The sequence below is a fragment of the Flammeovirgaceae bacterium SG7u.111 genome (genome assembly GCA_034044135.1).
Lineage (GTDB): Bacteria > Bacteroidota > Bacteroidia > Cytophagales > Flammeovirgaceae.
This window is the reverse complement of sequence record CP139021.1, coordinates 6076757-6103453: the sequence shown is the minus strand read 5'-3', so window position 1 is coordinate 6103453 and position 26697 is coordinate 6076757. Positions and strand designations below refer to the sequence as shown.

Sequence of the window (26697 nt, the reverse complement as noted above, 5' to 3'; positions counted from 1 at the left end):
TTTTTAATTTCTTCACTTGCTCGCAAAGTTACTTTTCTAGACGAAAATAAAGCAAAGAAATATTTGAAGCTCATTTGTGTAAGGTTTTAAGCTTCAAATCAGGTTGGGGTGAGCTTTAAAATGACCTTATCATATGCAGATATTTCAAAAAAATAAAGTAGTGGGAACGTATTAATACTCTTTGGGTAGTTATTTGTCACAATGATATGGCATAAGTATTAATTTAAGAGAAAGGCTTTTCATTATGTAAAGGGCGGTCTACATCAAATTCTGCTGAGGTATGCCTTTTTAATCACTCATTCTCTATAACTAAATAAATCACCTTTGACCTGTAAAGGTGGCTCACTTTAATATATTTTATAATGTTTATTATCTTTCATTGCCACTGGCATCAACCCATTTGCTGCCATTCCACCATATTGGAATATTTAAGGTTCTATCAAAAAACATGAATCCAATAACGTTTTCACTATCATCCAAGTTTGGTCTTTGGTTGGAATATCCATTTTTATTCGTCAGTAGTAGTTCGCCACTTTCATCTTCTGGTGCACTTGCCCAAGGGTATGTTCTTAAGTAGTTGTTGCTATCCGTGTAGATGATTCTATGTTTCTCGCCATTTGGTGAAGATGGAAGACGCCAAAACCTTAGACCTCTATTATATGCGGCGTCTCTAATAATAAGGCTTGTTGCAAAACCTCCACTTCCAAGTTGTTCAAATACATTTGCGTGTGTACCAAGTTTCATTAACACATCCCCTTGGCTATCTGAAATAGTAAAATATTTACCTGCATAACTCAATTGTACTGATTTGTTATTTTCAGTAGCATCGTATAATGCTATTGATGGTCTGTTATCTCTTATTTTCATTGTGTAAGTCCCAGGAGCTTGCTCGTCACTATAATAATGACTGGCATTGATCCCGATTTTTCCTTCAGGAGATATTGAAAAAACGCTCCCCTCTATTACACTGCTTTTCAATGAACTATTTTCATTTTTAAAAACCAGAAAAGGACGATACCCTCCTTCAATTAAAAAAGAACCAGCGTTATTTTTTACTTTATCTATGATACCAATAGCACTATTGTCTACTGGTGATTCGACATCTCCAGCTTCATTAACAGCAAAATTATTTATCATTAGAGCATTATATCCACTATTATTAATAATCTCTACAGGATATCTTGCGTAAGCTCCTCCACTATTATCTGCATATTGAGCAGGTTTTGGGGTATTGATTAATAATCCCCAATTAATATCTTCCTCTGTTAAAGTATTTGTGTACACATTTTTAGCAAAAACTTCTCTTTTTTGTGAGAGAGGGATAAACTCTTCACCATACTCCACTAATTTAATTAGCGTATTTGAAGAAATGTTCTCAATATTAACTTGTTTGCTTCTGGAAAAGTCTATAGAAGTTGTTTGGCTGTCAAGCATATTGATCATGACTCCATATGCGCTCTCACCTTTAATTGTAACAGGTTTATCTGCAAGAGAAGAATTAATGTTAGTTCCAGCAATAGTTAGGGTTTGGTCTATATTGTATGTTCCATTTGGAAAAAACAAGGTGTAGTTATTGTTTGAAGAGAATTCTAATGCTTCTGAAAGCAATCCATATACATTTCCATTATTTGGCATCGCTCCAAATTGCTTCACATCAACAGTTGATTTTTCTACAACTAAAGATGCTTTGAGACCATTTTCCAATCCTATTGTCCCTGCCCCTCCATTTGTTGTTATTTTATAGGTTGCATTTCCACCATCTCCAGCTTCATAAAAACCTAATGTTTTTACTATTTCTCCTTCTGTCAATGTTTGATCAAAGGACATCTCACTAGAGGAGCTATAAAAATGAATATTTGAAAGACTTTCAGATTTATCAGCATAAAAAGCATAGGGAACAGATAGTAACTGAGTCACACCTAATAGTTGAAAAGTACTACCGTTGTCTTCACTCACTTCTACTTTAATGAAAAATACTCCGTTCTCCCATTTTACTTGAGCAAAAACTCCAGAAATAGTAGCTCCAGAACCAATTTGTACATTAAAAAAGCCTTGATCATCTGTTTCGGAATCAATTAATTCTTGATATGCGACTACTCCTGAATGACCTCCTTCTAATATACTAGCTTTTACTTGTATATTTTTTTCTATAATGGGATTCCCATTTGGGTTTGCTAAGGCCTGAAAATTAAACATTTTAGGCGATTGGCCCATAACAGTAATACTCAGCATAAGAAAAAAGCTGAAAAAAAGCATATTGATTTTCATGTCTTAATATTTAAAAAATTTAGCGTATAGTTTGTGTTCGGAGTTTACTATAAAATAATATATCCCAGAAGGAAAGTTGGATATATCTATTTGAATCTGAGGGGTATAAATTAAGTTGTCTAATACTTTCTTGCCATTACTGTTTATAATAGAATACTTAAAGGGTAATGTCCAATTCTGAATACCTACCTGTATATATTCAGAAGATGGATTAGGGTAAATAATTAATTTACTTTCATTGAATTGAACATCAATATTTTTGCTGGAATTCTTACTTTTTTTAAAAGTGTAGATGTTACCAATAACACCAGAATACGAATTTTGATTTTTTCCCACAAAAACTGCTGAGGACACAGATGTATTGTTTTTGAATTGTATTTGAGAAAAGCAAGGAGAAAAAAAAACAAATAACGGAATAAAAAATAGTAGATATTTCATTCGACGAATAACGTAACAAAAATAACAATCTCCAAAAACAGTAAGTGAATTTTAGTTTAATGATATCTTTATAAACATTATTCAGTAGGTGGTTTATTAACGTATAATATTAGGTAAATAAAATCTATAGCTCATTTTTTGACGACTTTGGGCTTTAAAGGAAATAAACTATTCTTTTCAAAATCCAACCACCCGTGTAAAAACATCAGTTTTTTTGAGCTAAAGTCTTTAATATGGTTAATTGTTAACCTCTTATTAAAAAGTGCCATGCTCAAAAGCTACTTCCTCATCACACTTCGCAACCTTTGGAAAAGAAAAGTTTTTACGGTGATCAATGTCATGGGGCTTGCCATTGGCATAGCTGGCTTTCTATTGATTTTACAATATGTCTTTTACGAGTACAGCTACGATACTTTCCATGCAAAAGCAGATCAGATATACAGGGTGCGCTACGATGTATGGCAAAATGGAAAGAAAACCATAGAATGTGCGGCGGCTGTGCCTGCCGTAGGCCCGGCCATGAAAGACAATTTCCCTGAAGTCAAGGAGTACGCCCGCTTATTTCCCATAAGCGGAGTGATGACGTATGTGCGCCCCGATGGCTTCTCCATTGCCTTACGGGAAGAAAAAATGCAAATTGCCACACCTTCAGTATTTTCCATGTTTTCCTTCAAATTGCTGAAGGGCAACCCCGAAACAGCATTGGAAGGCTCGGATAAAGTGGTGCTTTCCGAACGGGCTGCCAAGAAATATTTTGGAGAAGAAGACCCAATTGGGAAAATCCTTGACTTGGGCGGGCTTTCCGATAATGAGATAAACCTAAGTGTGTCGGGGGTTATGGAAAATGTGCCAGAAAATTCCCACATCAAATTTGATTTCCTCATTTCTTACCAAGCACTCAACGATCGAACGGATAATGCTGCGGAAACAGCTTGGGGTTGGTACGATTTCAATACGTACGTGGAGCTGGAAGAAGGGGTTGACCCGTTTGCTTTCCAAGAAAAATGGGATGCTTGGCTCGAAAACGAAAAAAAGGAGGAGTGGGAAAAACGAAATTCCAAGTCAAGGTTTGAGCTTCAGCCGCTCACGAGCATTCATTTGTATTCCAACCTTTTGCAAGAGTCTGAGCCACAAGAGCAAGGGGACGGTGATATTGTGAAGTTCTTGATGATAATAGCAGGGTTTATCTTGCTGATAGCTTGGGTGAATTATGTGAATCTTTCTACCTCAAGGGCTGCTGAGCGAGCCAACGAAGTAGGAGTGAGAAAAGCCATGGGGGCGTACCGAGGGCAGCTTGTAAAGCAATTTATGTTCGAGTCTGTTTTGCTCAATTTGCTGGCCACTTTCATAGCTCTGGCATTGGTCAGTTTGCTTTTGCCTTATTTCCAAGAGCTTACCCAAAAGCCACTTTCATTTGCCGTGTTCAGCCAAACTTGGTTTTGGGTAGCCTTGCCAACGCTGTTCCTCATTGGAGCAGTTTTGTCGGGCTGGTATCCGTCTTTGGTGCTTTCGTCTTATAAGCCAGTTGCGGTGCTGAAGGGAAAATTTTCTAGCTCCAAAGGAGGCGTGCTTTTGAGGCAGGGGTTGGTGATTTTCCAATTTGCCGCCACCATTGTGTTGGTCGCGGGGACTGTCACCGTGTATCGCCAGCTTGACTTCATGATGGATCAAGACTTGGGGTTCGATATGAATAAAACGTTGGTGGTAAAAGCGCCTGAAGTGGTAGATTCTACCTATGTTTCTCAGTTTAAAACATTCAAAAATGAGCTTTTGCGAAGCAATGCCCAAATAAAAAGTGTAACGGCTTCGAGTAATGTACCTGGCGATGAAATTTACTGGACGAACGGGATAAAGCGGCTGCATGGCGGACCTGAGAGCCATATTGTGATGTACAATGTGGGCATGGATTACGATTACGTCCCGTCTTTCCAGCTCGAAATGGTTGCTGGAAGAAACTATTCTCTCGATTATCCTTCCGATTCCTCTGCAATCATTTTAAATGAAGCGGCAATTGAAATCCTGGAGTTTGAGTCAGCCGAAGAGGCAATTGGCGAGTATTTGGTAAACGGCGGAGATACTTTGCAGCTAGTGGGCGTGTTGGAAAATTATCACCAAATGTCGCTCAAAAACACACAAGCTCCCATCTTATTTAAGTTGCGACCCGATGCGAGGAGCTTTTATTCTATTAAACTAGAAAATGGAGAATTTTCCAACGTGATGGAAGATGTTCAATCCCAGTGGAATGCATTTTTTTCTGGTAATCCCTTCGACTATTTTTACTTAGATGAGTTTTTCAACAAACAATACGAAAACGACCAGCAGTTTGGAAGTGTTTTCGGCATTTTTGCAGGTTTGGCCATATTTATTGCTTGCTTAGGGCTATTTGGTCTTTCGGCATATACTGCCATCCAGCGCACCAAGGAAATTGGCATCCGAAAAGTGTTAGGTTCTTCAGCGGGAGGGATTTTCATGCTCTTGTCCAGAGATTTTATCCGCCTTATCCTCATTGCCAACCTGTTGGCTTGGGCACCTGCTTGGTTTGTGTTGGAAAGGTGGTTGGAATCGTTCCCCTTTCATATCCAAACGGGGTGGGCTGTCTTTGTATTCGCAGGGCTGTTTATCTTGTGCATAGCGCTACTGACCGTTAGTTTTCAAACCGTAAAAGCAGCAACTTCAGACCCCATACATGCACTCAGAGATGAGTAGTAGAGTCAATCTTGACCCTATTTTCAGAGGCTCAATATCAGAATATTGCTGATATTGAGCCATATATTTTATTGTCTTCAAATCTTTACGCCAAAGGTCTGCTTAGTCTCTGAGTTTATTCTTAAATTCCCTCATCAAAAACTTTCACGAACCTCTGACTATGCTTCGAACTATCCTATTCTTCGTTATTTTTATTTGCTTATCAACATTCTCCCTTTTTGCCAAAGTTACCCTTCCTGCTGTTTTTCAGGAAAATATGGTGCTTCAGCGAGATATGCCAGTGCGGGTATGGGGCTGGGCAAACCCACGAGAAAGGGTAGCGGTAACACTTCGAGGAAGGAGCTATGTGACCTATACGAACAGGGCAGGGGAGTGGGAAGTAATGATGGATCCGTTGCCAGCGGGTGGTCCTTTTCAGCTCAATGTGTTGGGAAAAAATTTGATTACCATAGATAATGTAATGATAGGGGATGTCTGGCTCTGCTCTGGGCAGTCGAACATGCGCTGGAGGGTGAAAGATTCTAAAAATGCCGAGCAGGAAATTCAAAATGCTCGCTACCCCGCCATTAGGTTGCTCAATATTCCTACTGCCCGATCTTTCCGCCCTGCCCCTGATATGCCTCCTGCGGTTTGGGAAGAAACCCTGCCAGAAACTATTGGTGATTTTTCTGCAGTCGGTTACTACTTTGGACGGTTTTTGTATGAAAAAATGCAAGTGCCCATTGGGCTGGTTAACGTGAGCTGGGGCGGAACGAATGTACAAGCCTGGATGCCTTCCGAGAGCCTGATTGATAACCCGAAATACAAAACACCCATTGAGCTTACGAAAGGCTTACCAGGTACGGTAGAGGAAGTTGAAAAAAGCCAAGGCAAGCCGCTCGATAAAAACAAATACCCTTCACTGATCTACAATGCCATGGTTGCCCCTTTTTCCAAGATGACGATTAAAGGAGTGATTTGGTACCAAGGTGAAGCGAATGCTAACAGGAATGAATCGTACGAATACCAAACGCTTTTCCCCACACTTATCAGCAGTTGGCGGGAAAAGTGGGGGCAAGAATTTCCTTTTTTGTTTGTGCAGTTGGCAAATTTCAAAAAAGCTGCCGAGTATCCAGAAGAGAATAGCTGGGCAGAGTTGAGAGAAGCGCAATTGAAGACTTTGGAGTTGCCCAAAACAGGAATGGCGGTTACCATCGACATTGGTGATGCAACTAATATTCATCCTAAAAACAAACAGGAAGTAGGGCGAAGGCTTGGGTTGGCAGCACTTTCTCAGGCTTATGGCGAGAAGGACGTCGTTTCTTCAGGTCCCCTTTACGATTCGGCTTGGGTAGAAGGAAATAAAATGAAAATCCGATTTACAGAAACAGGCTCAGGTTTGGCTTCTACGGATAAATATGGCTACTTAAAGAGTTTTTCCATAGCAGGTGAAAACCGAGAGTTTAGCTGGGCGAAAGCGGAAATCACTTCAGCAAATGAATTAGTGGTTTTTAATGATTCTATTTCCAAGCCGATGGCAGTTCGCTATGCATGGGCTATAAACCCCGCTGAAGCGAATTTGATAAATAAAGAAGGTTTACCTGCCTCCCCTTTTCGCACCGACGACTGGCCAGGCATCACCGACTCGGTGAATATAAGGCAAGCTTTTTTACCAAAAGAAAGTATCGATACCGTAGATGTAGCCAATCGTTCGATGGAAAACCTTTCTGCTAAAGTACCTCCTTTGGCACTTCCCCAACCAGAAAATCTGAAAGAGTGGAAAGGTCAAAGGGACTATTACCGTGGAAAAGTAATGGAATCCCTTGGGTTGCGTCCTTCAGATATGCCGGGGGCGAAACCTGTACGGGCAAGGTTTGTTGGTGCACCACTCGATTATCCTGATTATCAGATCAGGAAATTGCTATACGAGGCAGAAACTGGTTTTTGGGTGACGGCAAATTTGTATATTCCTAAAAAAGGGGAAGCTCCTTATCCGGCGGTGGTGTATTTTGCTGGGCATACTTACGAAGGGAAGTTTACCGAAGATTACCAAAAAGCCATGATCAGCTTTGCCAAGAAAGGCTACGTAGTGCTAGGGCCAGACGAGCTTGGTGGAGGGGAACGGAAGTTTACAGGCCAGACGGGAGCATACCTTTACCTCACGGGAACAAGTCCAGGCGGTTTGCAAGTGAGAGATGGAGTTAAGGCGGTGGATTACCTCCATTCTCGCACCGATTTGGTTGATACTACCCGAATTGCAGCAACAGGTCATTCGGGCGGAGCATTTCACACTTTTTACCTTTCTGCCATAGACGAGCGCATAAAATGTGCAGCTCCTATCATGTACATAGCCTCGTATGAAGGCATGATCCGTTCGAGCAAAGCTCATACGATGGATAATTATGTGGTGCACCCAAGAATGTATTTTGAGCAATCGCAACTCTTAAGCCTGATAGCTCCCCGACCTGTTTTTATGGGCGTGGGCGAGCAAGATTTTTTTCCCATAGATGCTGCTATGGAAACTTACGAGAATGCGAAAAAAATTTATGAATTGTATGGAGCAGGGGAGAACCTGCAAATAGAAGCCATTGATACAGGGCATGTTTATACACCCCAACACCGAGAGTCGGTAAATGCTTTTTTCAATAAGAATTTCAATGTAGATGCGCCTAGCAACGAGCCTGAAATAACAGTAGAAGCAGTTGAGAATTTAACAGTGGGGATGCCTTCCTATTCTGCTGCAACGCTTTCGACCGTAGCCTATAATCGAAGTAGAAATTTGCCTGACACCAAGCTGGAAGGCGATGCGCTGAAAGAAAAAATAAAAGATGTGTTGGGTTTTTCCACCTATTATCAGCCCAGCTTGGAAATTAGGGCGAGCACACCTGAGCTGAACAACAAGGATTCGGTGGTAAAGGAGCGGGTGATTGTGGAAACTGAGCCAGAGGTGCAGTTGGTAGGGGAACTTTATTATAAGGAGAATACAAAAAACAATCCTGTAGTCTATCTTTTGGGAGGAAGTGAAGGGCAAAAAGATTCTTTGGTTCAGCAAGGATTTGCTGTTTTTGAAATGGAACCGCGGGCTGGAAATAATGGAGAAAGGAATAAAAGTAGGAACAAAATAGATCTAGAATATTTGACTTTTTCTAGTGGGGTTTTCTTAGGAAAGCCACTTTTTGGGCAAAAAGTATTTGATGTGTTGCGAGGGTTGGATTACATCAAAACTAGAAGGAAAGTTTGTGATTTGGATAAAATAGCTCTTCTGTCTCCAGATAGTAGTTTATTCTCACTGATTGCTATTTATGTAGCAGCTTTGGACGATCAGGTAAAAACTACGGTGATATCAAGACCGCTCATGACCTATAAAGCAGCAGGGACTTCCGAAAGCTTTTGGCATGATTGGCCGTTTGCCATTTTCCAGACCAATATCTTGAAATTTGCTGATGTACCCGATGTAGCTGAGCTGATTGCACCAAGGGCTTTGTTCCTAAGCGAAGGAAAAGACACGGCGAACAAGCCTATTTTGAGTGGAGAATTGAGGGGGATTCGTTCGGAATATACGAAGCAAAAAGCCTTTGGAAACCTTAAAATAAATTCGGCGGCAACCTTCGAACAGCAGTTACAATTTTTGATAGAAAAAAATTAGAGACACCACTTTCATGATGCCTCTAAGAAATTGTTTTTTAGTTTTCAGTCTCTCATTTATCAACTTTCTATTCCTAAAAGCTTAGCATACCAAGGTTGCTCCTTTTTAGGATAGAGGCGTTCGTCTAGTTTCACTATCGAAACCAACATGTGGCTATCTTCTTCATCTTTTCGGAGCAAAATTTTTCCTTGTTTAAGGAAAGGGTGAACTTGTTCGAGTTCTACTTTTTCCAAGAGTTGCTCTTCCATAGTAGGCGGTTCTTCGCAAGGAATGGTTTCCAAGCTTTTGGTATAGGCCGTTAGCCCAGCAAACATCACAAATGAAACGATCACAAATGAACAGATTTCGATCAGAGTAGCCGATCGACCAATGGCGGTACCGTGTTGGGAAGCTAGTAATAAGAAATTAGTCCTAGCCAAAGAAAATTCGTAAGCAGTTGAAGTTTGTTCAATAATAGTTTGTAATGTCCCTATAATCATCAGCATTATTTAAGTGAAAAATAGAACTCAAAGTCGTTGATTTGGATTCTAAAGTTTTACAATACTAATATACCTTGGCAGATCGTAAGGGATTTACGGTCTAGTGTTTTTTAAAACAAAAAAAGCAGCCCCGATTTCTCAAGGCTGCAAATATATACATTTTGATGTTGTTATCTTAAATCAATGACTTCTACGTCAGGGTATTCCTTTGCATTGAACACAAAATAAGAATCTGCTACATTGCTTTTAGGTGTGAAGTTGGTGATTTTGTATTTGTAAATTCTTCCACCTTTTTCGTACATATCGTAGCTGCGGAGGGTTTTGTCATTTTTGGCGATCTCCAATCTGATTTTATAAAACTTGAGATCTGTATCTTCTGGGCTCAACTCTACAATTTCATACGTTTTCCCTTCTATTTTTTTCTCTTCTACAAATACATACTTGAAACCTTCTTTGTAGATATCGAAAATATCGGATGGGAGTAAGTCTTCGGGATCTTTTTCAAAAGTGGTGATGGTTACCTCTTGCTCTTCTTTAAAAAGCGTCCAAACTGTGCTTAGGTCATTGTATACTTCCTGTTGACCTAGGTTAAGGCGGTACTTATTGTCTTTTACGGTAATTTCCCCTTCAAACGTATCATCTGCTCCTTCGGGGCTACTAAGCGTGCAGCTAAAGTTTGCTTTAAATGCAGGAAAGTCTCTATACTTTTTATTCATCGCATCCAAAATAGACTTCGCTTTTGGGTCGTACTGACCGTACACCAAAGCAGTGCTGAACATAAATGCGAGTAGCTGGAGCGTAAATAATATTTTTTTCATCTTACTTTCAATTTTTATGTGGTTTGCTTCCTTTTTATACTTTTTAATTGAAAAAGAAAGCATTGTATTCATTGAACAAGCATTTGCCCAATTGGTTCTGAATATGACAAACTGTTCTTACGAGGCAACAAGTATTTAGTTATGAATCTTTCCCTATTTAGGATTTTTTAAGAGAATGAGCCCCTAGCCTCTATTGGTTAATGTACTTAGGAAAATTTCCAGATCTTGGTCGTTCATAAGTACTTGACGAGCTTTGCTCCCCTCAAAAGGACCGACAATTCCGGCAGCTTCTAACTGGTCAATAATTCTACCCGCACGGTTGTAGCCAAGGCTCAGTTTTCTTTGTACCAAAGAAGTACTTCCCTGCTGGTGAAGGACGAGCAACCTTGCCGCATCTTCAAACAGTGCATCTCGTTGGTTAATATCAAACGCTTTTACGCCACCCTCATCTTCCGATTCGTATTCAGGAAGTTGGTAAGCTGTGTCGTAGCCCTGCTGATCACCAATATGGTCACAAATCCTGTCAATTTCCTCAGTATCTATGAAGGCACATTGTAGTCGGATGATTTCCGATCCGTTGGAAAGGAGCATATCTCCCATACCTATCAATTGTTCTGCACCGCTCGTATCCAAAATAGTTCTTGAGTCGACTTTTGAACTCACCCTAAAGGACAAGCGGGCAGGGAAGTTGGCTTTGATAATACCTGTGATCACGTCTACCGAAGGGCGCTGTGTAGCTATTACCAAATGGATACCGATTGCCCTAGCGAGCTGTGCAAGCCTTGCAATGGGCATTTCCACTTCTTTGCCAGCCACCATCATCAAATCGGCAAGCTCATCCATAAGCAGCACGATATAAGGCAAGAAGCGGTGACCTCTTTCGGGGTTCAGTTTTCTTTGCTTGAACTTTGTATTGTATTCTTTCAGGTTTCGGCAGCCTGCATTTTTGAGCAAGTTGTAACGAATATCCATTTCGTTGCAGAGGGAGTTCAAGACGCCAACTGCTTTTTTAGTATCGGTAATGATGGCTTCTTCCGAATCGGGTAAAGAAGCCAAATAGTGCTGCTCGATCTTATTGAAAAGGGAAAGTTCCACTTTTTTAGGGTCAATCAGCACAAACTTCAACTCGGCTGGGTGCTTCGCATAAAGCAACGATGCGATGATGACGTTCAGCCCAACCGACTTACCCTGACCGGTAGCACCTGCCATAAGCAAGTGAGGCATTTTGCTCAAATCGGAAATAAACACCTCGTTGGAAATAGTTTTCCCTAAAGCTACGGGAAGCTCTCTCTTGGTATTTTGGAACTTTTCGGTAGAAAGAATAGATCGGATGGACACCATCTCCCTGTTCTTGTTTGGTACTTCAATACCAATCGTTCCTTTTCCTGGGATTGGGGCGATGATCCTGATTCCTAAAGCAGCTAAACTTAGGGCGATATCGTCTTCCAAGTTTTTGATCCGAGAGATTTTGACCCCAGCTTCTGGCACTATTTCGTACAACGTAACCGTAGGGCCAATTGTCGCTTTTATAGAAGAGATTCCTATTTTAAAGTTGTTGAGGGTTTCAACAATCCTGTCTTTATTTTGCTGAAGTTCTTCCGTGGTTACTTTTACCTTGCTAGGACCAGCGTCTTTTAGGAGCTCGAGCGGGGGTTTTTCATACCTTGCCAAGTCGAGGGTAGGGTCATACAGATCGCCATCCTCTATGGTAAGTTGTTCCCCAGAAACACCATTCCCTTGCCCCAACGGAGGCGGTGGCAATTGGTTAGAAACCTCTACTTGTGCTTCAGAAAACTCAGTTTTATCTTCTACACTGAAATCAAGCTCAGCTGGTTGCTTTTTATCCGAAGGAGTAGGAGGCTTCGGCGAGGCTGGTTGCAAACTAGTATTTGTGCTCAGCACCATTGAAGTCCCCATTTCCATTTCGTCTTCTTGGAGGTTACCTTCTTGCTCCATTCCAAGTTCATCTTCCAAATCGCCTTCAGTTCCTTCTTCTCCAGCAGCTTTCTCTTGCTCTTCTTTCTTACCAAATGGCCATAGTTTTTTCAACGATTCGGTGTTTTGTACGAAGTAAATCAAGAAAACACCCATGGAGAAGATCAAGAAAAATATAGTTCCCCAGCCTATGAGGCTATCAAAAACCTCGGCTACTCGAAGACCGATGCCTCCGCAGAGGAAATTGAGGTTGTTTGGCTGGTCGGATATATGGACAAAATAGCCCATAAGCAGGCTGATCCATAGCATGGAAAATACTGCTAACTGAAAAGCAGGCTTTAGTGGGAAAATTCTCTTTTTAAAAACAGACTCTATTCCGTAAGAAAAAAGCAAAGGGACAAGTAGGACAGAGGCGATACCAAACCATTTGTACACAAACAAGTGAGCCATCCATGCGCCAGTGAGGCCTAGCCAGTTTTTAACTTCTTTGCCCGAGGTGATTAATTCCCCAAAGCTCAACGACTCAACAACACTTTGGTCGCTTTGCCCAGAAAATACGAAAGAAAGGAGCGATAGAAACAGAAATAGCGAGTAGATCAATACCAAAAGCCCTACGCTCAATTTGAAACGGCGGTCTTCCAAAAAGCTGAAGCTGATTTTTTTCCCGTCCATAAAATCTTTCGTCCCCTTGTTCTTCTTCTTGCCTCTATATGTATTTGTTTTTTTTGCCATTTATCTTCTGTGTTTTTATGCTTTCTTCAAAAAAATAATCAATAGCGCTTGACCTTATTTTAATGCAATTCTCAATCAGATTTTGTTCTTTAAGGAAAGCTTTAAAAAGCATTAACTATCAGTTACTTATAGTTTGCTGTTGGATTTGTTTAATTAAAATTGTCATATTTTATTCAAATAGACAAAAGAAAGTGAAATTCCATTCTAATCTCTCTACAAAAATATAGTATTTGCTACTAAAAAATCAAAGCAAGCCCGAGCTATCGGGAATACCAAATGTTATTTTTATCATCCATCCACTGTGGGGAAAAAGCTTTTTTTTGATAGGATAGTCACATGCCTTTTTTCCCTATTCATCATCTCCTCGTAATTTTAGAGCGAGGGATGTCCGAAGTTTGTAAAGTCCTTTTTCCAACCCTACAGGATAGCTGTGGGGGTTGCTAAACCTCCTGATACTACTGTGGAATGTGGAAAGCTCTTCTTGAACTGTATTTTTAATTTCTGCAATCTTAGGCAAATCATAGACCAATTTCCCTTTTTTGAATATGGGAACGAGTAGATCTTTGGACTCGATTTCATCTAATTTTATTTTTTTCCTTCTCGTACTATCCAAGGGATCGACTATCGATACTTTTTTTGTTGGCAAAGGTTCTGCTTCATTATATATCATGTCAGCGTTAGCTTGACCGTTTATATAAAATCTTTTCACCTGTTGGATACCCGGGTTTGAAGTTTTGGTCGACTGTTCGGAGAGCTTGATTTTATAATCCCAACCTTCTCCTTTTCTTACTGCGGATACTTTGTAAACCCCACCCAAAGCGGGCTGGTCGTAGGCTGTGGCTAGTTTAGTGCCAACGCCCCAAACATTCACTTTGGCATCTTGCTGTGCTTTCAAACTGGTGATAATATTTTCATCAAGATCGTTGCTGGCAACTATTACCGCTTTTTCAAAACCTGCTTCATCGAGCATTTTCCGAGCTTCTATGCTGAGGTATGCCAAGTCACCCGAGTCAAGGCGAATCCCTGTCATTTCGTAGCCTTGTTGCCTTAGTTTTTTACCAGCTTCAATCGCTATTTTCACACCTTCCAGCGTGTTGTACGTATCCACCAAAAAGACGCAGTTATTGGGCATAGCCTTGGCATAGGCATCAAAAGCTTCCATTTCTGAGTCGAAAGACATCACCCAACTATGAGCATGTGTCCCTTTTACAGGAATATTAAAAAGCTTGCCTGCCAGCACGTTAGAGGTAGAAGAAGCCCCGCCAATATAGGCAGCCCTACTTGCCGCCAATGCCCCGTCAATCCCTTGTGCTCTGCGCATCCCAAATTCTAGCACAGGCTCGCCTTTGGCAGCTTGGTGCAAGCGAGAGGCTTTTGTAGCAATTAAACTTTGAAAATTTACGATGTTGAGCAAAGGTGTTTCCAGTAGTTGGCACTGGTAAAGTGGTCCCGTAATGCGGATGAGCGGTTCGTAAGGAAAAGCCACCGTACCTTCGGGCATGGCATCTATATCGCATTCAAACTTGAGGTCAGCCAAAAAATCTAGGAACTCTTTTTCAAAAAGCTTTTTTCCATCATTTCCTTCTATGGTGGCCAAATATTCCAAATCTGAAGGTTCAAACTTGAAACTTTCCAAATAATCTATCACATATTCTAGCCCACAAGCTATGGTAAAACCACCTTTAAATGGATTGTTCCTAAAATAAAGGTTGAAGGAAGCCTCCTTGTCCGTCATACCCGTTTTCCAATAACCATAGGTCATTGTGAGCTGGTAGAAATCGGTAAAAAGAGCGAGTGAAGAGCGATATAGGTCTTGAGTCAGTTTCATTTGAGGTTGGGATAATGGTTTTTTTTGCCAAAAATAACAACTTATAAGTAGTAGTGCTTCATTACTAAGGTAAAGAAAGAGGAAGAAAGTAGTAGGGCTTTCTTAAAACAAGGCTGTTTTTGAAAAGCTAATAGGTATTTTCTTTTTATATTTCCAGTATAACATAGGAGTAAAATTCTGAACTACTTTTTGTTTTTTTTTTATTCTTCACATATCAACTATCTCTTAATATGAAAATGAAATCAACTGTTTTAGTTGCTGCCCTCCTGTTTTTAATTATTTCCTGTTCTCCAAAAGCTACAAATGAAAATGAGGAAAACCCAAATAGAGTCACTGTCGATGTGGTGATCTATGGGGGAACATCTGCTGCGGTGATGGCTGCGGTACAAGTTGCCAAAATGGGCAAATCTGTGGTAATGGTGTCCCCCGATACGCATTTGGGAGGGCTTTCTTCTGGTGGCTTGGGCTGGACCGACACAGGCAACAAATCGGTAATTGGTGGCTTGGCAAGGGAGTTTTACCATCGAGTGTACCTGCATTACAATACTCCAAAGGCGTGGAAATGGCAAGAAAAAGATGCGTATGGCAACAAAGGTCAAGGCACGCGGGCTATGGATGGCACAGATCGGACCATGTGGATTTTTGAACCCCACGTAGCAGAAAATATTTTTGAACAGTTTGTGAAGGAGAATAGTATAAAAGTGTACCGAGATGAATGGCTAGACAGGGAGCACGGGCTTGAGAAAGAAGGTGGAAAAATAGTCTCAATACAGACATTGAGCGGGAAAGAGTTTGCAGGAAAAATGTTCATTGATGCTACGTATGAGGGTGACTTATTGGCTTCTGCGGGGGTGAGCTATCATGTGGGCAGAGAGGCAAACAGTGTCTATGGAGAAGAATGGAACGGAGTTCAGACTGGTGTCTTGCATCATGACCATCATTTCAAGTCGGACATAGATCCGTATAAAATCCCTGGCGACCCAAGCAGTGGGGTGTTGCCAAGGATTTCTACCGAGCATCCTGGCGAATACGGGCAAGGGGACGATAAAGTGCAGGCATATTGCTTCCGTATGTGCCTTACCCAACATCCAGATAACCGCATAGCTTTTGCCAAGCCCGAAGGCTACGACCCTGCACAGTATGAACTGCTGGCAAGGGTTTTTGACTCGGGGTGGAGAGAGTTGTTCCGCAAGTATGACCCCATACCCAACAAAAAGACAGATACAAACAACCATGGACCTTTTAGCACCGATAATATTGGGATGAACTACGATTATCCTGATGCTAGCTACGAACGGAGAATGGAAATTATAAAAGAGCACGAAGTCTACCAAAAAGGTTTGCTGTATTTTATGACGACCGATGAACGAGTACCTGCCGAAATTAGGGAGGAAATGCAGAAGTGGGGCTTAGCAAAAGATGAATTTACGGATAACGGAAATTGGCCACACCAAATTTATGTGAGAGAGGCTCGTAGGATGATTGGCGAATTTGTGATGACGGAAAATGAGGTGATGGGAAGAAAACCAGTGCCAAATCCTGTGGGGATGGGTTCGTACGCCCTCGATTCGCACAATACCCAGCGGTATATAAAGCCCGATGGTTTTGTGCAAAATGAAGGGGATATTGGCGTACACCCCAAAAACCCTTACCAAATATCTTACGGCTCACTTATTCCTAAAAAAGAAGAATGCGAAAACTTGCTAGTTTCGATATGTGTATCTAGCTCACACATTGCTTTTGGTTCTATCAGGATGGAGCCAGTATTCATGATTTTGGGGCAAAGTGCGGCTGCGGCGGCTTGCATCGCTATTGATGACAAACAACCTGTTCAAGATGTTGCGTATGAAAAATTAAAAGCAAGATTAGAAGCGGATGGACAGCGGTTTTAAACTTGAGTGTTCTTAATAATCAGCATTTATACTTACTTATAAGTACATCAAGAGCTTTGTTTTTGTGTGAAGACCTGTTGTAAATAGAAAATTGGGATCAAAAAGTGAGTTCTTATCGTAAAACATATTTTTCACCTGAAAAAGTAGCAGAAATATTGGAAATAAATGGCTTCACTTTATTGGCACATAGACCTTTCAACATAGTGAAAATTGAAATTGCTAAGAAAAAGTAAACTCTACTCTGCTTCGGAATATTTTTTCTTTCTGTACCCAGTCAATAAGAACAGGAAAAAGCTGGCGTTATCAACTTTGAAATATCGTACTCAATTTTAATTCAGGTTAAGTTCCTTTGGAAATCTTTCCAGGTCCAAAGCTATTTTATACACTAATCAGGAGCTCCTGTTATACAAACTAACTAATAAATTATGCTGAAGCAGTTTGCCATTTTGTTGATGCTGCTTGTTTCAACCGGAAAATTACTGGCACAAATGGAATCCACAGCATTCTCGGCTCCTGGTCGGGGGGGGGTGGCTACTACTTTCACTACCGATTATCAAACTATCGGTATCAATCCTGCTAATCTAGGCTTTCATAAAAGCTTTAGGGATCCTAAGCTAACCATCGGTTTTTTGGAGATGAATACCACTTTCTTTTCAGAGGCTATGAGCAGGAAAGAATTATTCGATGCGATGTTCAAATCCACAGATGTTCAGTTTACCGCAGAACAAAAACAGCTTGCTGCGAATAAACTGGCTAATACGGCTATTTCCCTCAATGCGGATGTGATGCTAATTGGTATTGGTTTGCAATTGCCCAATAATCAGGGAGTTGCCTTTAGTATAAGAGACAGGATTCAGCTTTATACCCAAATAAATGAAAATGCTGCGGAAATTGCTTTTATGGGCGCTTCTGCCGGCTATTTTCCCAAATTATTGCTGTCTGACGGTAGTGTAATTTCCAACCCAAGACACCCTTCCAATGAAGGTATGACCGAGCTTTCGCAAGAAACGCTCGATCAAGTAGTGAATGGCTTATTTTTAAGTGACGATAATGCCAGTAACTATTCCGATATTTTGGACGGTTCTAGAATTTCAAGTTCTTGGTTTAGAGAAATTAACCTGAGTTATGGAAAACAATTAGTAGAAACCTATGATTTTTCACTTTACGCCGGTTTGGGAGTGAGGTATATCCAAGGTATGATGCTTATAGAGCTTGCTGCTCAAAATGGTGAACTTGTTTCTTCCAATATTTCTATGTCTTCCGATTTTGGGCTGAGTTTTGGCGACTCTCTTGAAGTTACAAACCCTACCTTTGAGCCTTCCAATCAAGTAAGTACGTTCAATATGTTGGCAACTCCAAACCCAGTTGGTAAAGGATATGGGCTTGATTTTGGTATTACGATGCGCATAAAAAGAAACTTATATGTAGGCTTGGCCATCACCAATTTGGGTAATATAAAATGGGATGGAAATGTGTATGAAGTAACCGATGGAAAATTGGTTCAATTTGCCGGAGCCGGATTTGATAACTATAACTTGCTAGCCAGTAGCCAAGGTGCGTTCCAGTTTGCGGGGGACAAATCACCGTTTTCATGGGAAGGGTCTAGCAGTATAACACAAGAACTTCCAAGTACTATCCGTTTGGGCGGAAGCTATGAAATTTACCGAACCTTCCATGTGGGGATTGATGTAGTAGTCCCGAGAAATAGGATAGCAGGTAACCTCGAAAAGCCACTATATGCTGTTGGTGGTGATTTTAGAGTAAGCAAAATAATCAAGGTTTCTACAGGGTTCAACTTTGGTGGAAATAACGATTCGAAGGTCAATCTACCTGCTGGTATTACTTATATGGCGAGAAAAGGCTTTTACGAAACGGGGATTGCCACTCGTGATATCACGACATTCTTTGGCGACTTCGGCGGTAGTACCGTACCATTTGCCGCCGGTTTTTTACGATTTAAACTATAACCAAAATATAAATTCTCTATAGACCAAATAAACTATCCTTAACTAAGCCTCATGCAACAGCGTGAGGCTTTTCTTTTTTTTAAACAAATCCTTTTTGCATTGAAAAAAATACCTTCCATATTCGGGGCTGATTTTAAAAAACTGGCAATTATATGGAATTAAGAGAATTAGGAACTACCGGTTTGAAAGTTACCCCAATCGGCTTAGGTTTAGCGTCTTTAGGGCGACCAGGATACATAAACTTGGGGCACTCCCAAGACTTGGAAGAGAATTATGATAAACAAGTAATGGAACAGCGGGCTTATGCCGTGATGGATGAAGCGTGGAAATTGGGGATCCGCTATTTCGATACGGCGAGGTCTTATGGTGCTGGGGAAGAGTTTTTGGGGAATTGGCTGGAAGCTAGGGGGTATAAAAATGTAGCTATAGGTTCAAAATGGGGCTATACCTATACGGCAAATTGGAAAATAGAAGCAGAGGCTCACGAAGTAAAAGAGCATAGTCTGCCTGTGCTCCAAAGACAATGGGACGAAACTAAAGCGAACTTGGCTTCCCACCTCGATCTTTACCAAATTCATTCGGCTACGTTGGAGAGCGGTGTGCTTGAAAATATCTCCGTATTGGAACAGTTGGCAAAGCTAAAAAATGAAGGGGTGTTGGTCGGGCTATCGGTAAGCGGACCAAAACAGCCATGGGTAATAGAAAAAGCTTTAGCGGTAAAAGTGGATGGCATAAGGATTTTTGATGCTGTGCAGGCTACTTGGAATATATTAGAAACCTCACCGGGGGAAATGCTGGAGCAAGCTGCCAAGGAAGGCTTGGGGGTGATTATAAAAGAAGGGGTGGCAAATGGAAGGCTTACTGGCAGAAATGGGGATGAAGAGTTTAAGCCTAAGATGGCCATATTGACTTCACTGGCAGAAAAATATAATGTTTCGGTAGATTCAGTAGTCTTAGCCGCAATTATTGCCCAACCTTGGGTATCCACCGTATTGAGCGGTGCTGCTACCGTTGCTCATCTTACATCGAATGTAGCTGCTCTAGCAATTGGTTTGAAGGAGGAAGATTTGGTAAGTTTGGTTAGTCTTAAGGAAGAACCAGAGGTGTATTGGGCAAAGAGAAGCACTTTGAGATGGAATTAAGCCGAGTGTTATTTTCACTCCTTTTCTCTATGCATTTTTGATTTTTGTTTTTCTTCTTTATAGCTTTCGTTTTTATAACATGTACCAATAAGTATGACCAATCCTGATAACTTGATTTTGACTAAAAAGCAGACCTCTCAGAAGATCAAGAGGATCGCTTTTGAAATATATGAAAGTAACTTTGAGGAAGATGAAATTGTAATAGCGGGCATCAATGGTACGGGGTATGAGATTGGCAAAGTTCTCCAAGAGGAGTTTGCCAAAATTGCGCCTGTAAAGTGCCATTTGGCTCAATTGATCATTGATAAAAAAGAACCTCTAAAAAGTAAGATCACGCTTGATTGTGAAATGGACCTGCTTTCAAACAAGTGTATCATACTTGTGGATGACGTATTGAATACGGGAAGGACATTTGCCTATAGCTTGAAGCCTTTTCAGGATATCACTGTCAAACGTATCCAGGTGGCGGTCATCGTGGACAGGGCTTACCATCGCTATCCTATTTCAGCTGATTTTGTAGGCTACTCGCTTTCTACCACAGTAAACGAGCGTGTAGAAGTAAGGCAAGAACAGGATGGTTTTGGCGTGTATTTACATTAGCCAAACATCAAGTTAGGTTTGAATAGCTCGAAACTTTTTGCCTAGACTTTTGTTGACCTACCAGTAACTTTTACTCTAACATAAACCTAATAATGAAGGAAACCGGCAGAAGTAAGCCTTCTAAGTTTTATACATTAGAAAATACACACCCATACATGTTCCTGATCTATTTGGCAATAGGTGGGATTTCACTGGTATTTATATTTTTGTTGGGAGGGTTTATTTCCTCCACACCCGATCTGGAGCTTGATGTAGCTCCTCGTTATTTCCCCAAAGCCTTTGTGATTAGTACATTGGTGCTTCTTGCAAGCGGTTATTTCCTCAATAAATTGAATTTTTATTTTGCTCACGACCAATTAGACCTACTTAAAAAGAATCTGCAATATATATTCGGAATGGGTCTGGTGTTCTGTGGCTTACAAGTATATGGCTGGCTAGAGCTGTCCGAGCATGGAGTTTACCTAAATGGAAAAGCTTCGGATGGCTATCTTTTTTTACTCTCAGGCTTGCATCTTGCTCATTTGTTGGGCGGGCTTGTTTTTCTACTCGTAGTTTATCGCAAAGTCCAGAAATTAGGTAATGACCCTATACATGCGCTCTTATACTTTTCAAGTGCATATGAAAAAATGCGTATTAAGATGCTATACATTTATTGGCATTTTATGGACTTGCTTTGGATTGCTATTTTTGCCAGTTTTCTATTATCTCGCTAGTTTTTCTTCAATTTTCCTCCAAACCTTTCATGTAGTAGCAAGCGGTTTTAGCTTGGTCTTATAATTGCAACATATTGCTAAAAGCAAATAAACGTTAATAGTATAAAGGATAGAATTCTAAGAAGAATAGTGCAATTTTATCTTTAAATATTATTATATTTGATGTAAAGGTGGATCAAATGACATTTTAAAGGGACTTGTAATGAAAGATAAACAAAAAGTATTGGTAGCAGAATTTGAATCAATAGATGCTGCATATCTAAGGAGCATGTTAGAAAGGAATGGTTGGGAAAGCGATTTGGCAAGTAACCAAATGGAAGTTTTGCATAAGCTTAGAGAAAGAAAATATTCTCTTGTATTAGTGAATAGCAATCAATCGAAAGTAACGGGAATTGAGACTACTCGCAAAATAAAAGCTTTAGAAAGAGAGATAAAACGTAGGATTCCTGTAGTGGGTATCGCATCTCATACTTTGGAAGCTGAAAAAAGGAGTATTCTAAAGGCTGGGGCTGATTACTGCCTTACTAAGCCTGTTTACAAAAATGTATTGTTGGAGACATTCAAGAATGTATTTGGTTCAAGCACGTTGACATCAGTTGCCAGTTAAAAAAACCTTTCTTTGCCCAAAACATACATCCCTACACTTATTGGGTGAGGAAGTCTTTTGGCCTTTCAATTACAACCATAAGTTCCTTAAAAAATAAACTTAGCTTTAGGGCTAAACATTGAAAACAGACAACATTCATATAGAAGCATCACGCTTAGCGTGATGCTTTTTTTATTCCTCCTTTTGGCAACGAAGTATAAGTTCTTCACTTGCTTTTAATTCTATAAGTTTTTGGGTTTCATAAAATGTGTTGATTAAGCCTGTTTTGTCTGAAATAGAATATAAAGAGCTTTTTCCATCAAAAGAGAAAAAGTCTTTGTGGAGCTCCATAAATGATTCCGCATGTGGAAAAAGGTCGTCTATTTTTATTTTCAGGAGGTCAAAGAGGTTTTCTAACCCTTCTTTTTGACTTTTACCCTCTAGCTTTTGTATATCTGCAAAAAGCTCGGAAAATGAAATATTAAGGTTTTTGATACCTTGGTAAGTCGCATGGATAGTTCCTGTGGCAGATGAACAGGCTTCCCAGTCTGGGTTGAAAATGGCTTTTTTGAAGTAAGTAACTCCTTCTGGGCAAAGAGAAAAACCTAAGATGATACCTGCATTGCAGTCTGTGGAACAAGTGGTGTCACCTAACTCAAATAATTTTTCTAAAATAGCTCTTCTATTGCTGATTTTGCATACTAATGCGGGAATGTATTCATGGAATAAGTTCTTGCCATAAGTATTTTCGATTTGTTCCAACAGTATGTCTTGGATATCTGAGCAGTCGAAATTTAATAATCCCAGAACAGCATTTTTGCTCGTATAGTGGTCTGATTCTTCGGAAAAGGCATGTTTTATTAGTAAGGGTTTGATAGGCTCATATTTGAGGTTGCCTAATAACTCTAAAACTTCTGTGAAATCAGTATCTATCAGTTCCCCATTTTTGATATAACATTTAGCTAGTTGCTTTGCTGTAGATAAGTCACCCCATTTTTCAATAATTGGAGCAAATAAACCCATGTCATGGGAATAAGGGTTTACCAAGCAGCTCTCAATAATAGCGTTGCCATCTACCTTGTTCCCGTATCTTAAAATGGTATTTATAAGAAGAGGAAGAGATGTGGCTTGAAGGTTTCCTTCTTTCGTATTTAGGTGCTTTATAAGTGATCGAGTGATTTTCAGCATGGGTTATTGGTGATTAGAGCCTTAGTGGTGGTGTAACTACAAGAATGTACATGGCTTAAAACTATTTTAAAATTGGGTATTCTTGATAGGGATTCTGTATTTTCGCCCAAAATTTTAAGTATTTATAACTTCATTTTCTGTATGATACAGCGTATTCAAACTATATTTTTGGCTTTAGTGGCCATCTGCATGTTTTTGGTGATTTTCTTGCCTATTTGGAATAAAACTAACCCAGAGACCAGCCAAACTGCTACCCTTACTGCTCTCAGCTTGGTTTATTCGGATGTAGGTGATTCTCAAGCGAGTCAAACTACTATTTACATTGCCATTGCCGCTTTTTTGTCGAGCGTACTGGCAGTTGGCTCTATTTTTAGCTATTCTAATCGCCTAAAACAAATGAAACTCAATTTGTTCAACACAATTTTTATTGCTGCGGTAATGGGCTTAAATATTTACTTTGTGTTTGAAGGGGAAAAATTGTTTGATGTTGAAATGCAAGGAGCATTTGGTGTTGCATTTTTCTTGCCGGCAGCTGCTTTGCTCTTTAACTCTATGGCGAATAGGTTTATTAGAAGAGATGAAAATATGGTTCGTTCTGCAGAACGGTTCAGATAGCATTATAAGTTCCTGTTTTTCAATCCGAACAAATATCATTGGCAATGGATATAAAAGAAATAAGCTTGGCAGAACTTGATTTAGTAGCCCCGTTATTTGACGCTTACAGAGTGTTTTACCGCCAGCCTAGCGATTTGGCTGGGGCAAAAGCATTTTTGAAAGAAAGGATAGAAAACAATGAAACGGTTATTTACATGGCAGTGGTAGATGGAAAACCTGCGGGCTTTACCCATTTATTTCCGTTGTTTTCATCAGTAGCTATGAAAAGGCTGTGGTTACTTAATGATTTGTTTGTTGCAGAAGAATTTAGGAAAAAAGGGATAGGCGCTGCATTGATGGAAAAAGCTCGGCAACTAGCAGTTGGTACTGGGGCTGCGGGAGTGATGCTTGAAACGGAGGCTGCTAATACCACCGCTCAAGGCTTGTATGAGAAACTTGGCTTTGTGAAAAGTAAAGACTTTTTCTATTTCCTCAGCACCTCTGACGCTGCTACAAAAGTGATGTAGCATATTTCTCGTGTCCAACAAAAGCTTCTTATGATAAATCATAAGAAGCTTTTTGTTGGAGTTTGTGATTATCTGGAAGCTTGTGCAAGTTTTACCTGACCAATGAGTGAAAATACATATTCCATTTGGGCATCTTCATTAGCAAGCCATTGCTCTACCGTAGGAGTGATTTTGTGATCAGGAATTACTCCTACTCCTTTGTTAGATGGGTTTTGAAGGGCCAATGAATAACGGAAGGTCGGTAATGAAAGGCGAAGTCCTGTGTTAGGTAAAACAGCATCTAAAATAACTCCACTTGTATTGCCTAATTTCGCGCCACCTGTCTCTTCTCCTATAAGAATAGCTCTTCCTTGGTCGCTGGCAATAGCAGCAAAGCCTGCCGCGGCAGAAAATGTACCTCCATCAATAAGGACATAAACATCACCTTCAAAAGCTAAATTTTCAGGCTGGAGTTTTCCAAGCGCAGGGTGATTTGTATACAGTATCTTGCCATCAATTTCTTTGAACTTGTATGACATTCGTCGGGCAAGAGGAATGGCATATTTGGTTTCAGGGTTTACCTCTACTGAGCTGTAATATGCAAAAGGCTCTTGGCTGAGGTAGGCGAATAGCTTTGCGCCAAAATCATCATTGCCACCATTATTTCCTCTTAAATCGATAATTAGCTCTTGAGCTTTTTCTTTTTTAAGAGTGGTGAATATTTGTTTTAAAAACTTGTCATAATCGATTTTTGCAGCTTCTATATCCCACTGGCTAAAAGTGTTTATATCTAAGGTCCTAACAGGCTTTGCATTCCCTTTTACTTTTGAAAAGGAAAAAGAAATTGGTTCTTGTTGAGAAATAGTAGGTTTCACAACAGCAGGCTTTACCGCATCTACTGGTATATTAGCCTCTTTCCCATTTTTGGTCAGGGTAAGGATATGTGTGTCAGTATTTTGAACAAACCTTGTGTAGAATAAGGGGAACCAGTACTCTAGCTCGTTAAATTTTGCTGATTTGATGTTACCATCTGCAGTAATATGTGGCATAATCAAAGTGAGTACTTCTTCAATAGGCTTACCATCTATTGCCGTTATTTCAAGCCCTTTTTCTAATCCTGGTGTTTTACTAAAGTCTTGTTGCACATATGCTTTTCCTTCCAAGAACTTTACTTGTACAGGAAACATAGTTCCATTTTGATTGTAATCTATATAGAAGGAATGGGAAGGTCTTATGGCGGTATGGCCGCAGGCTATTTTGGCTATTAACGGGTTTACAAGACGATAAAAGTCCATTTCACCCATAGGTTCCGTTAGTTGGTTTTTTATTGATTTTACTTCATTATCCCACGTAAATCTATCCATGTACCAAAATAAGCCAGAATGATAAGTTTTTAAGAGGTTGTTAAGTTGCTCAAAGTCTTCTGTAAGTGCTTTTGGAGAGAGTATAGTACCTTTTGGTAGTGCTTCCTCGCTTAATCCTTGGGCTAGTATCCTTGTAACAAATACAAGAATAGCGAAGGTTATTGTTAGTTTTTTCATAGTTTCAGTTTAATAAATTACGTAATTCAAATGTAATTATTTTAACTCCTAAATAAAAGAAAGGGTTGTCCAGCACCTTTTTTTTAAATATTGTTAGCAAAATAAAGGTAAACAGAAGCTAGGGTAGGGGTTTAAACAGTTGAGAAGGGAGTTTGCTTTAGGGCATTATGATTTATAGCAAAAGATTTTTTTGTAGTTTTGATTTGGAAGATAATTCTTCAATCTCACTTCTTTTTGGATGTTTTGTATTAGATTTGTTACACTCAAAAAAATCCTGTTCGTTATCACCAAGATAACAGAATCACCACATATCTATCCATATTGCCAATCTTTTGCCTATAGGCACATCATGTGCGTATCTTTTTAGGCAATCCTCTGTTAGTGTTTTAAGTAAATTTCACAACCTGTTAACAAACTGTTATTGCGTGTTTGTGTTCTTGAATTATAAGAAATTACTTAATTGTATTCTAGAAATGTAGTATAAGGGAAAATAAATATTTTATATCAACACTAATCAATACTATTATGCAAAGGATTAAGGCAGTTTACTTACTATCTGATGATCAGGTTAAAACATTTGGTTACTTCGACGAGCAATTCAATGAGTTGGAAGGTAAATACACCAAAGAATTGCACAAAAAGATAATGGCAAAAGCTGATTCGTTTACCAAATGGCATGATTTCCCAACTTTGGGTACTTCCAAAAGCAAGATGAACTAATTTTTTAGTGTAGAAAGCCGCGGCTATTTTTGGACTAAGATTTTTAAGGAAATACTTTTATAATTTCCTATGGTACGACTCGCCCTTCAGGCACGCTGGAGGGTTTTGTTTTAATTTGTTGGTGAGATATCGACCAACTCATTCTTGTGTATTTTGACGGTTTTGCGGATTTGTTCTAGCAAGTCGTTACCAGCAAAACACCCTCCCGGTATATCACACTGATAAAGAAGAGTGATATTCAATATATAGGTATCTCCATTTTGCTCTGCTTTATTAATTATGACCCTCAGTTTTTTAAAATTTGGCCAACCTCCATTGGGGCAAAACTCAATTATATCGAACTTTTCTATATTCTTTAAGAGTATGTTTTTTATTTCTATTTCTTCCATTTAGAATTGGGCTTGAATTAAAACGTCTGA

19 protein-coding genes are annotated in these 26697 nt (G+C 39.8%); 11 read left to right on the top strand and 8 right to left on the bottom strand.

Translation table 11 applies throughout. From position 1 onward, the window contains the following. Positions 1–369: 369 nt before the first annotated feature. Entirely contained in the window at positions 370–2268 is a 1899-nt protein-coding gene (locus R9C00_23660; protein ID WPO34702.1) for a hypothetical protein, read from the bottom strand. Between the two features lie 705 nt (positions 2269–2973). Between R9C00_23660 and R9C00_23655 the strand changes: the two genes are divergently transcribed. Both R9C00_23655 and R9C00_23650 read left to right on the top strand, forming a co-directional pair. Further along, the gene (locus R9C00_23655; GenBank protein WPO34701.1) at positions 2974–5412 is read left to right on the top strand and encodes an FtsX-like permease family protein; all 2439 of its coding nucleotides are present in this window, start codon (positions 2974–2976) and stop codon (positions 5410–5412) included. 160 nt (positions 5413–5572) lie between these two features. Further along, a complete protein-coding gene (locus R9C00_23650) occupies positions 5573–9037 on the top strand; it encodes a sialate O-acetylesterase (GenBank protein ID WPO34700.1) in 3465 nt (1154 codons plus the stop codon). Between the two features lie 59 nt (positions 9038–9096). Here R9C00_23650 and R9C00_23645 read toward each other — a convergent pair whose 3' ends face one another. The 4 genes from R9C00_23645 to R9C00_23630 all read right to left on the bottom strand — a co-directional run bounded on the left by R9C00_23645 (position 9097) and on the right by R9C00_23630 (position 14829). Next, on the bottom strand, positions 9097–9522 hold the full coding sequence (locus tag R9C00_23645) for a hypothetical protein (protein WPO34699.1): 426 nt from the start codon (positions 9520–9522) through the stop codon (positions 9097–9099). Between the two features lie 164 nt (positions 9523–9686). Continuing rightward, on the bottom strand, positions 9687–10334 hold the full coding sequence (locus tag R9C00_23640) for an outer membrane lipoprotein carrier protein LolA (protein WPO34698.1): 648 nt from the start codon (positions 10332–10334) through the stop codon (positions 9687–9689). Between the two features lie 183 nt (positions 10335–10517). Further along, positions 10518–13001, bottom strand: a complete 2484-nt coding sequence (locus tag R9C00_23635; GenBank protein WPO34697.1) for a DNA translocase FtsK — start codon at positions 12999–13001, stop codon at positions 10518–10520. 349 nt (positions 13002–13350) lie between these two features. Then, complete coding sequence (locus tag R9C00_23630; GenBank protein ID WPO34696.1) at positions 13351–14829, bottom strand: nicotinate phosphoribosyltransferase; 1479 nt, start codon at positions 14827–14829, stop codon at positions 13351–13353. Positions 14830–15065: 236 nt separating this feature from the next. On the opposite strand from R9C00_23630, the gene R9C00_23625 reads away from it, so the two are divergent. The 6 genes from R9C00_23625 (at position 15066) to R9C00_23600 (ending at position 21750) form a co-directional block, all read left to right on the top strand. Continuing rightward, positions 15066–16721 (top strand): FAD-dependent oxidoreductase, encoded by a 1656-nt coding sequence (locus R9C00_23625; protein ID WPO38790.1) that lies wholly within the window; start codon positions 15066–15068, stop codon positions 16719–16721. Between the two features lie 425 nt (positions 16722–17146). Beyond that, a complete protein-coding gene (locus R9C00_23620; protein WPO34695.1) occupies positions 17147–18688 on the top strand; it encodes a DUF5723 family protein in 1542 nt (513 codons plus the stop codon). Between the two features lie 152 nt (positions 18689–18840). Next, positions 18841–19830 carry an aldo/keto reductase gene (locus R9C00_23615; GenBank protein ID WPO34694.1) on the top strand — a complete coding sequence of 330 codons (990 nt, stop codon included), beginning with the start codon at positions 18841–18843 and terminating at the stop codon, positions 19828–19830. A gap of 93 nt (positions 19831–19923) precedes the next feature. Beyond that, positions 19924–20430 carry a phosphoribosyltransferase family protein gene (locus tag R9C00_23610; protein ID WPO34693.1) on the top strand — a complete coding sequence of 169 codons (507 nt, stop codon included), beginning with the start codon at positions 19924–19926 and terminating at the stop codon, positions 20428–20430. 92 nt (positions 20431–20522) lie between these two features. After that, the gene (locus R9C00_23605) at positions 20523–21143 is read left to right on the top strand and encodes a hypothetical protein (protein WPO34692.1); all 621 of its coding nucleotides are present in this window, start codon (positions 20523–20525) and stop codon (positions 21141–21143) included. 202 nt (positions 21144–21345) lie between these two features. Beyond that, a complete protein-coding gene (locus R9C00_23600; GenBank protein ID WPO34691.1) occupies positions 21346–21750 on the top strand; it encodes a response regulator in 405 nt (134 codons plus the stop codon). A 171-nt stretch (positions 21751–21921) separates the two neighbouring features. Here R9C00_23600 and R9C00_23595 read toward each other — a convergent pair whose 3' ends face one another. Next, positions 21922–22917 (bottom strand): hypothetical protein, encoded by a 996-nt coding sequence (locus R9C00_23595; GenBank protein WPO34690.1) that lies wholly within the window; start codon positions 22915–22917, stop codon positions 21922–21924. Between the two features lie 141 nt (positions 22918–23058). Between R9C00_23595 and R9C00_23590 the strand changes: the two genes are divergently transcribed. Both R9C00_23590 and R9C00_23585 read left to right on the top strand, forming a co-directional pair. After that, positions 23059–23532 carry a DUF4293 domain-containing protein gene (locus R9C00_23590; protein ID WPO34689.1) on the top strand — a complete coding sequence of 158 codons (474 nt, stop codon included), beginning with the start codon at positions 23059–23061 and terminating at the stop codon, positions 23530–23532. Positions 23533–23576: 44 nt separating this feature from the next. Continuing rightward, positions 23577–24038: a GNAT family N-acetyltransferase gene (locus tag R9C00_23585; GenBank protein ID WPO34688.1), complete on the top strand. Its 462-nt coding sequence runs from the start codon at positions 23577–23579 to the stop codon at positions 24036–24038. Between the two features lie 68 nt (positions 24039–24106). On the opposite strand, the gene R9C00_23580 is transcribed toward R9C00_23585, so the two are convergent. After that, entirely contained in the window at positions 24107–25558 is a 1452-nt protein-coding gene (locus tag R9C00_23580) for a S41 family peptidase (protein WPO34687.1), read from the bottom strand. Between the two features lie 525 nt (positions 25559–26083). On the opposite strand from R9C00_23580, the gene R9C00_23575 reads away from it, so the two are divergent. Then, complete coding sequence (locus tag R9C00_23575) at positions 26084–26278, top strand: hypothetical protein (GenBank protein ID WPO34686.1); 195 nt, start codon at positions 26084–26086, stop codon at positions 26276–26278. A 110-nt stretch (positions 26279–26388) separates the two neighbouring features. Here the strand turns inward: R9C00_23575 and R9C00_23570 are convergent, their stop codons facing one another. Further along, positions 26389–26667, bottom strand: coding sequence for a hypothetical protein (locus R9C00_23570; protein ID WPO34685.1), 279 nt, complete (start codon positions 26665–26667; stop codon positions 26389–26391). Positions 26668–26697 lie beyond the last annotated feature (30 nt).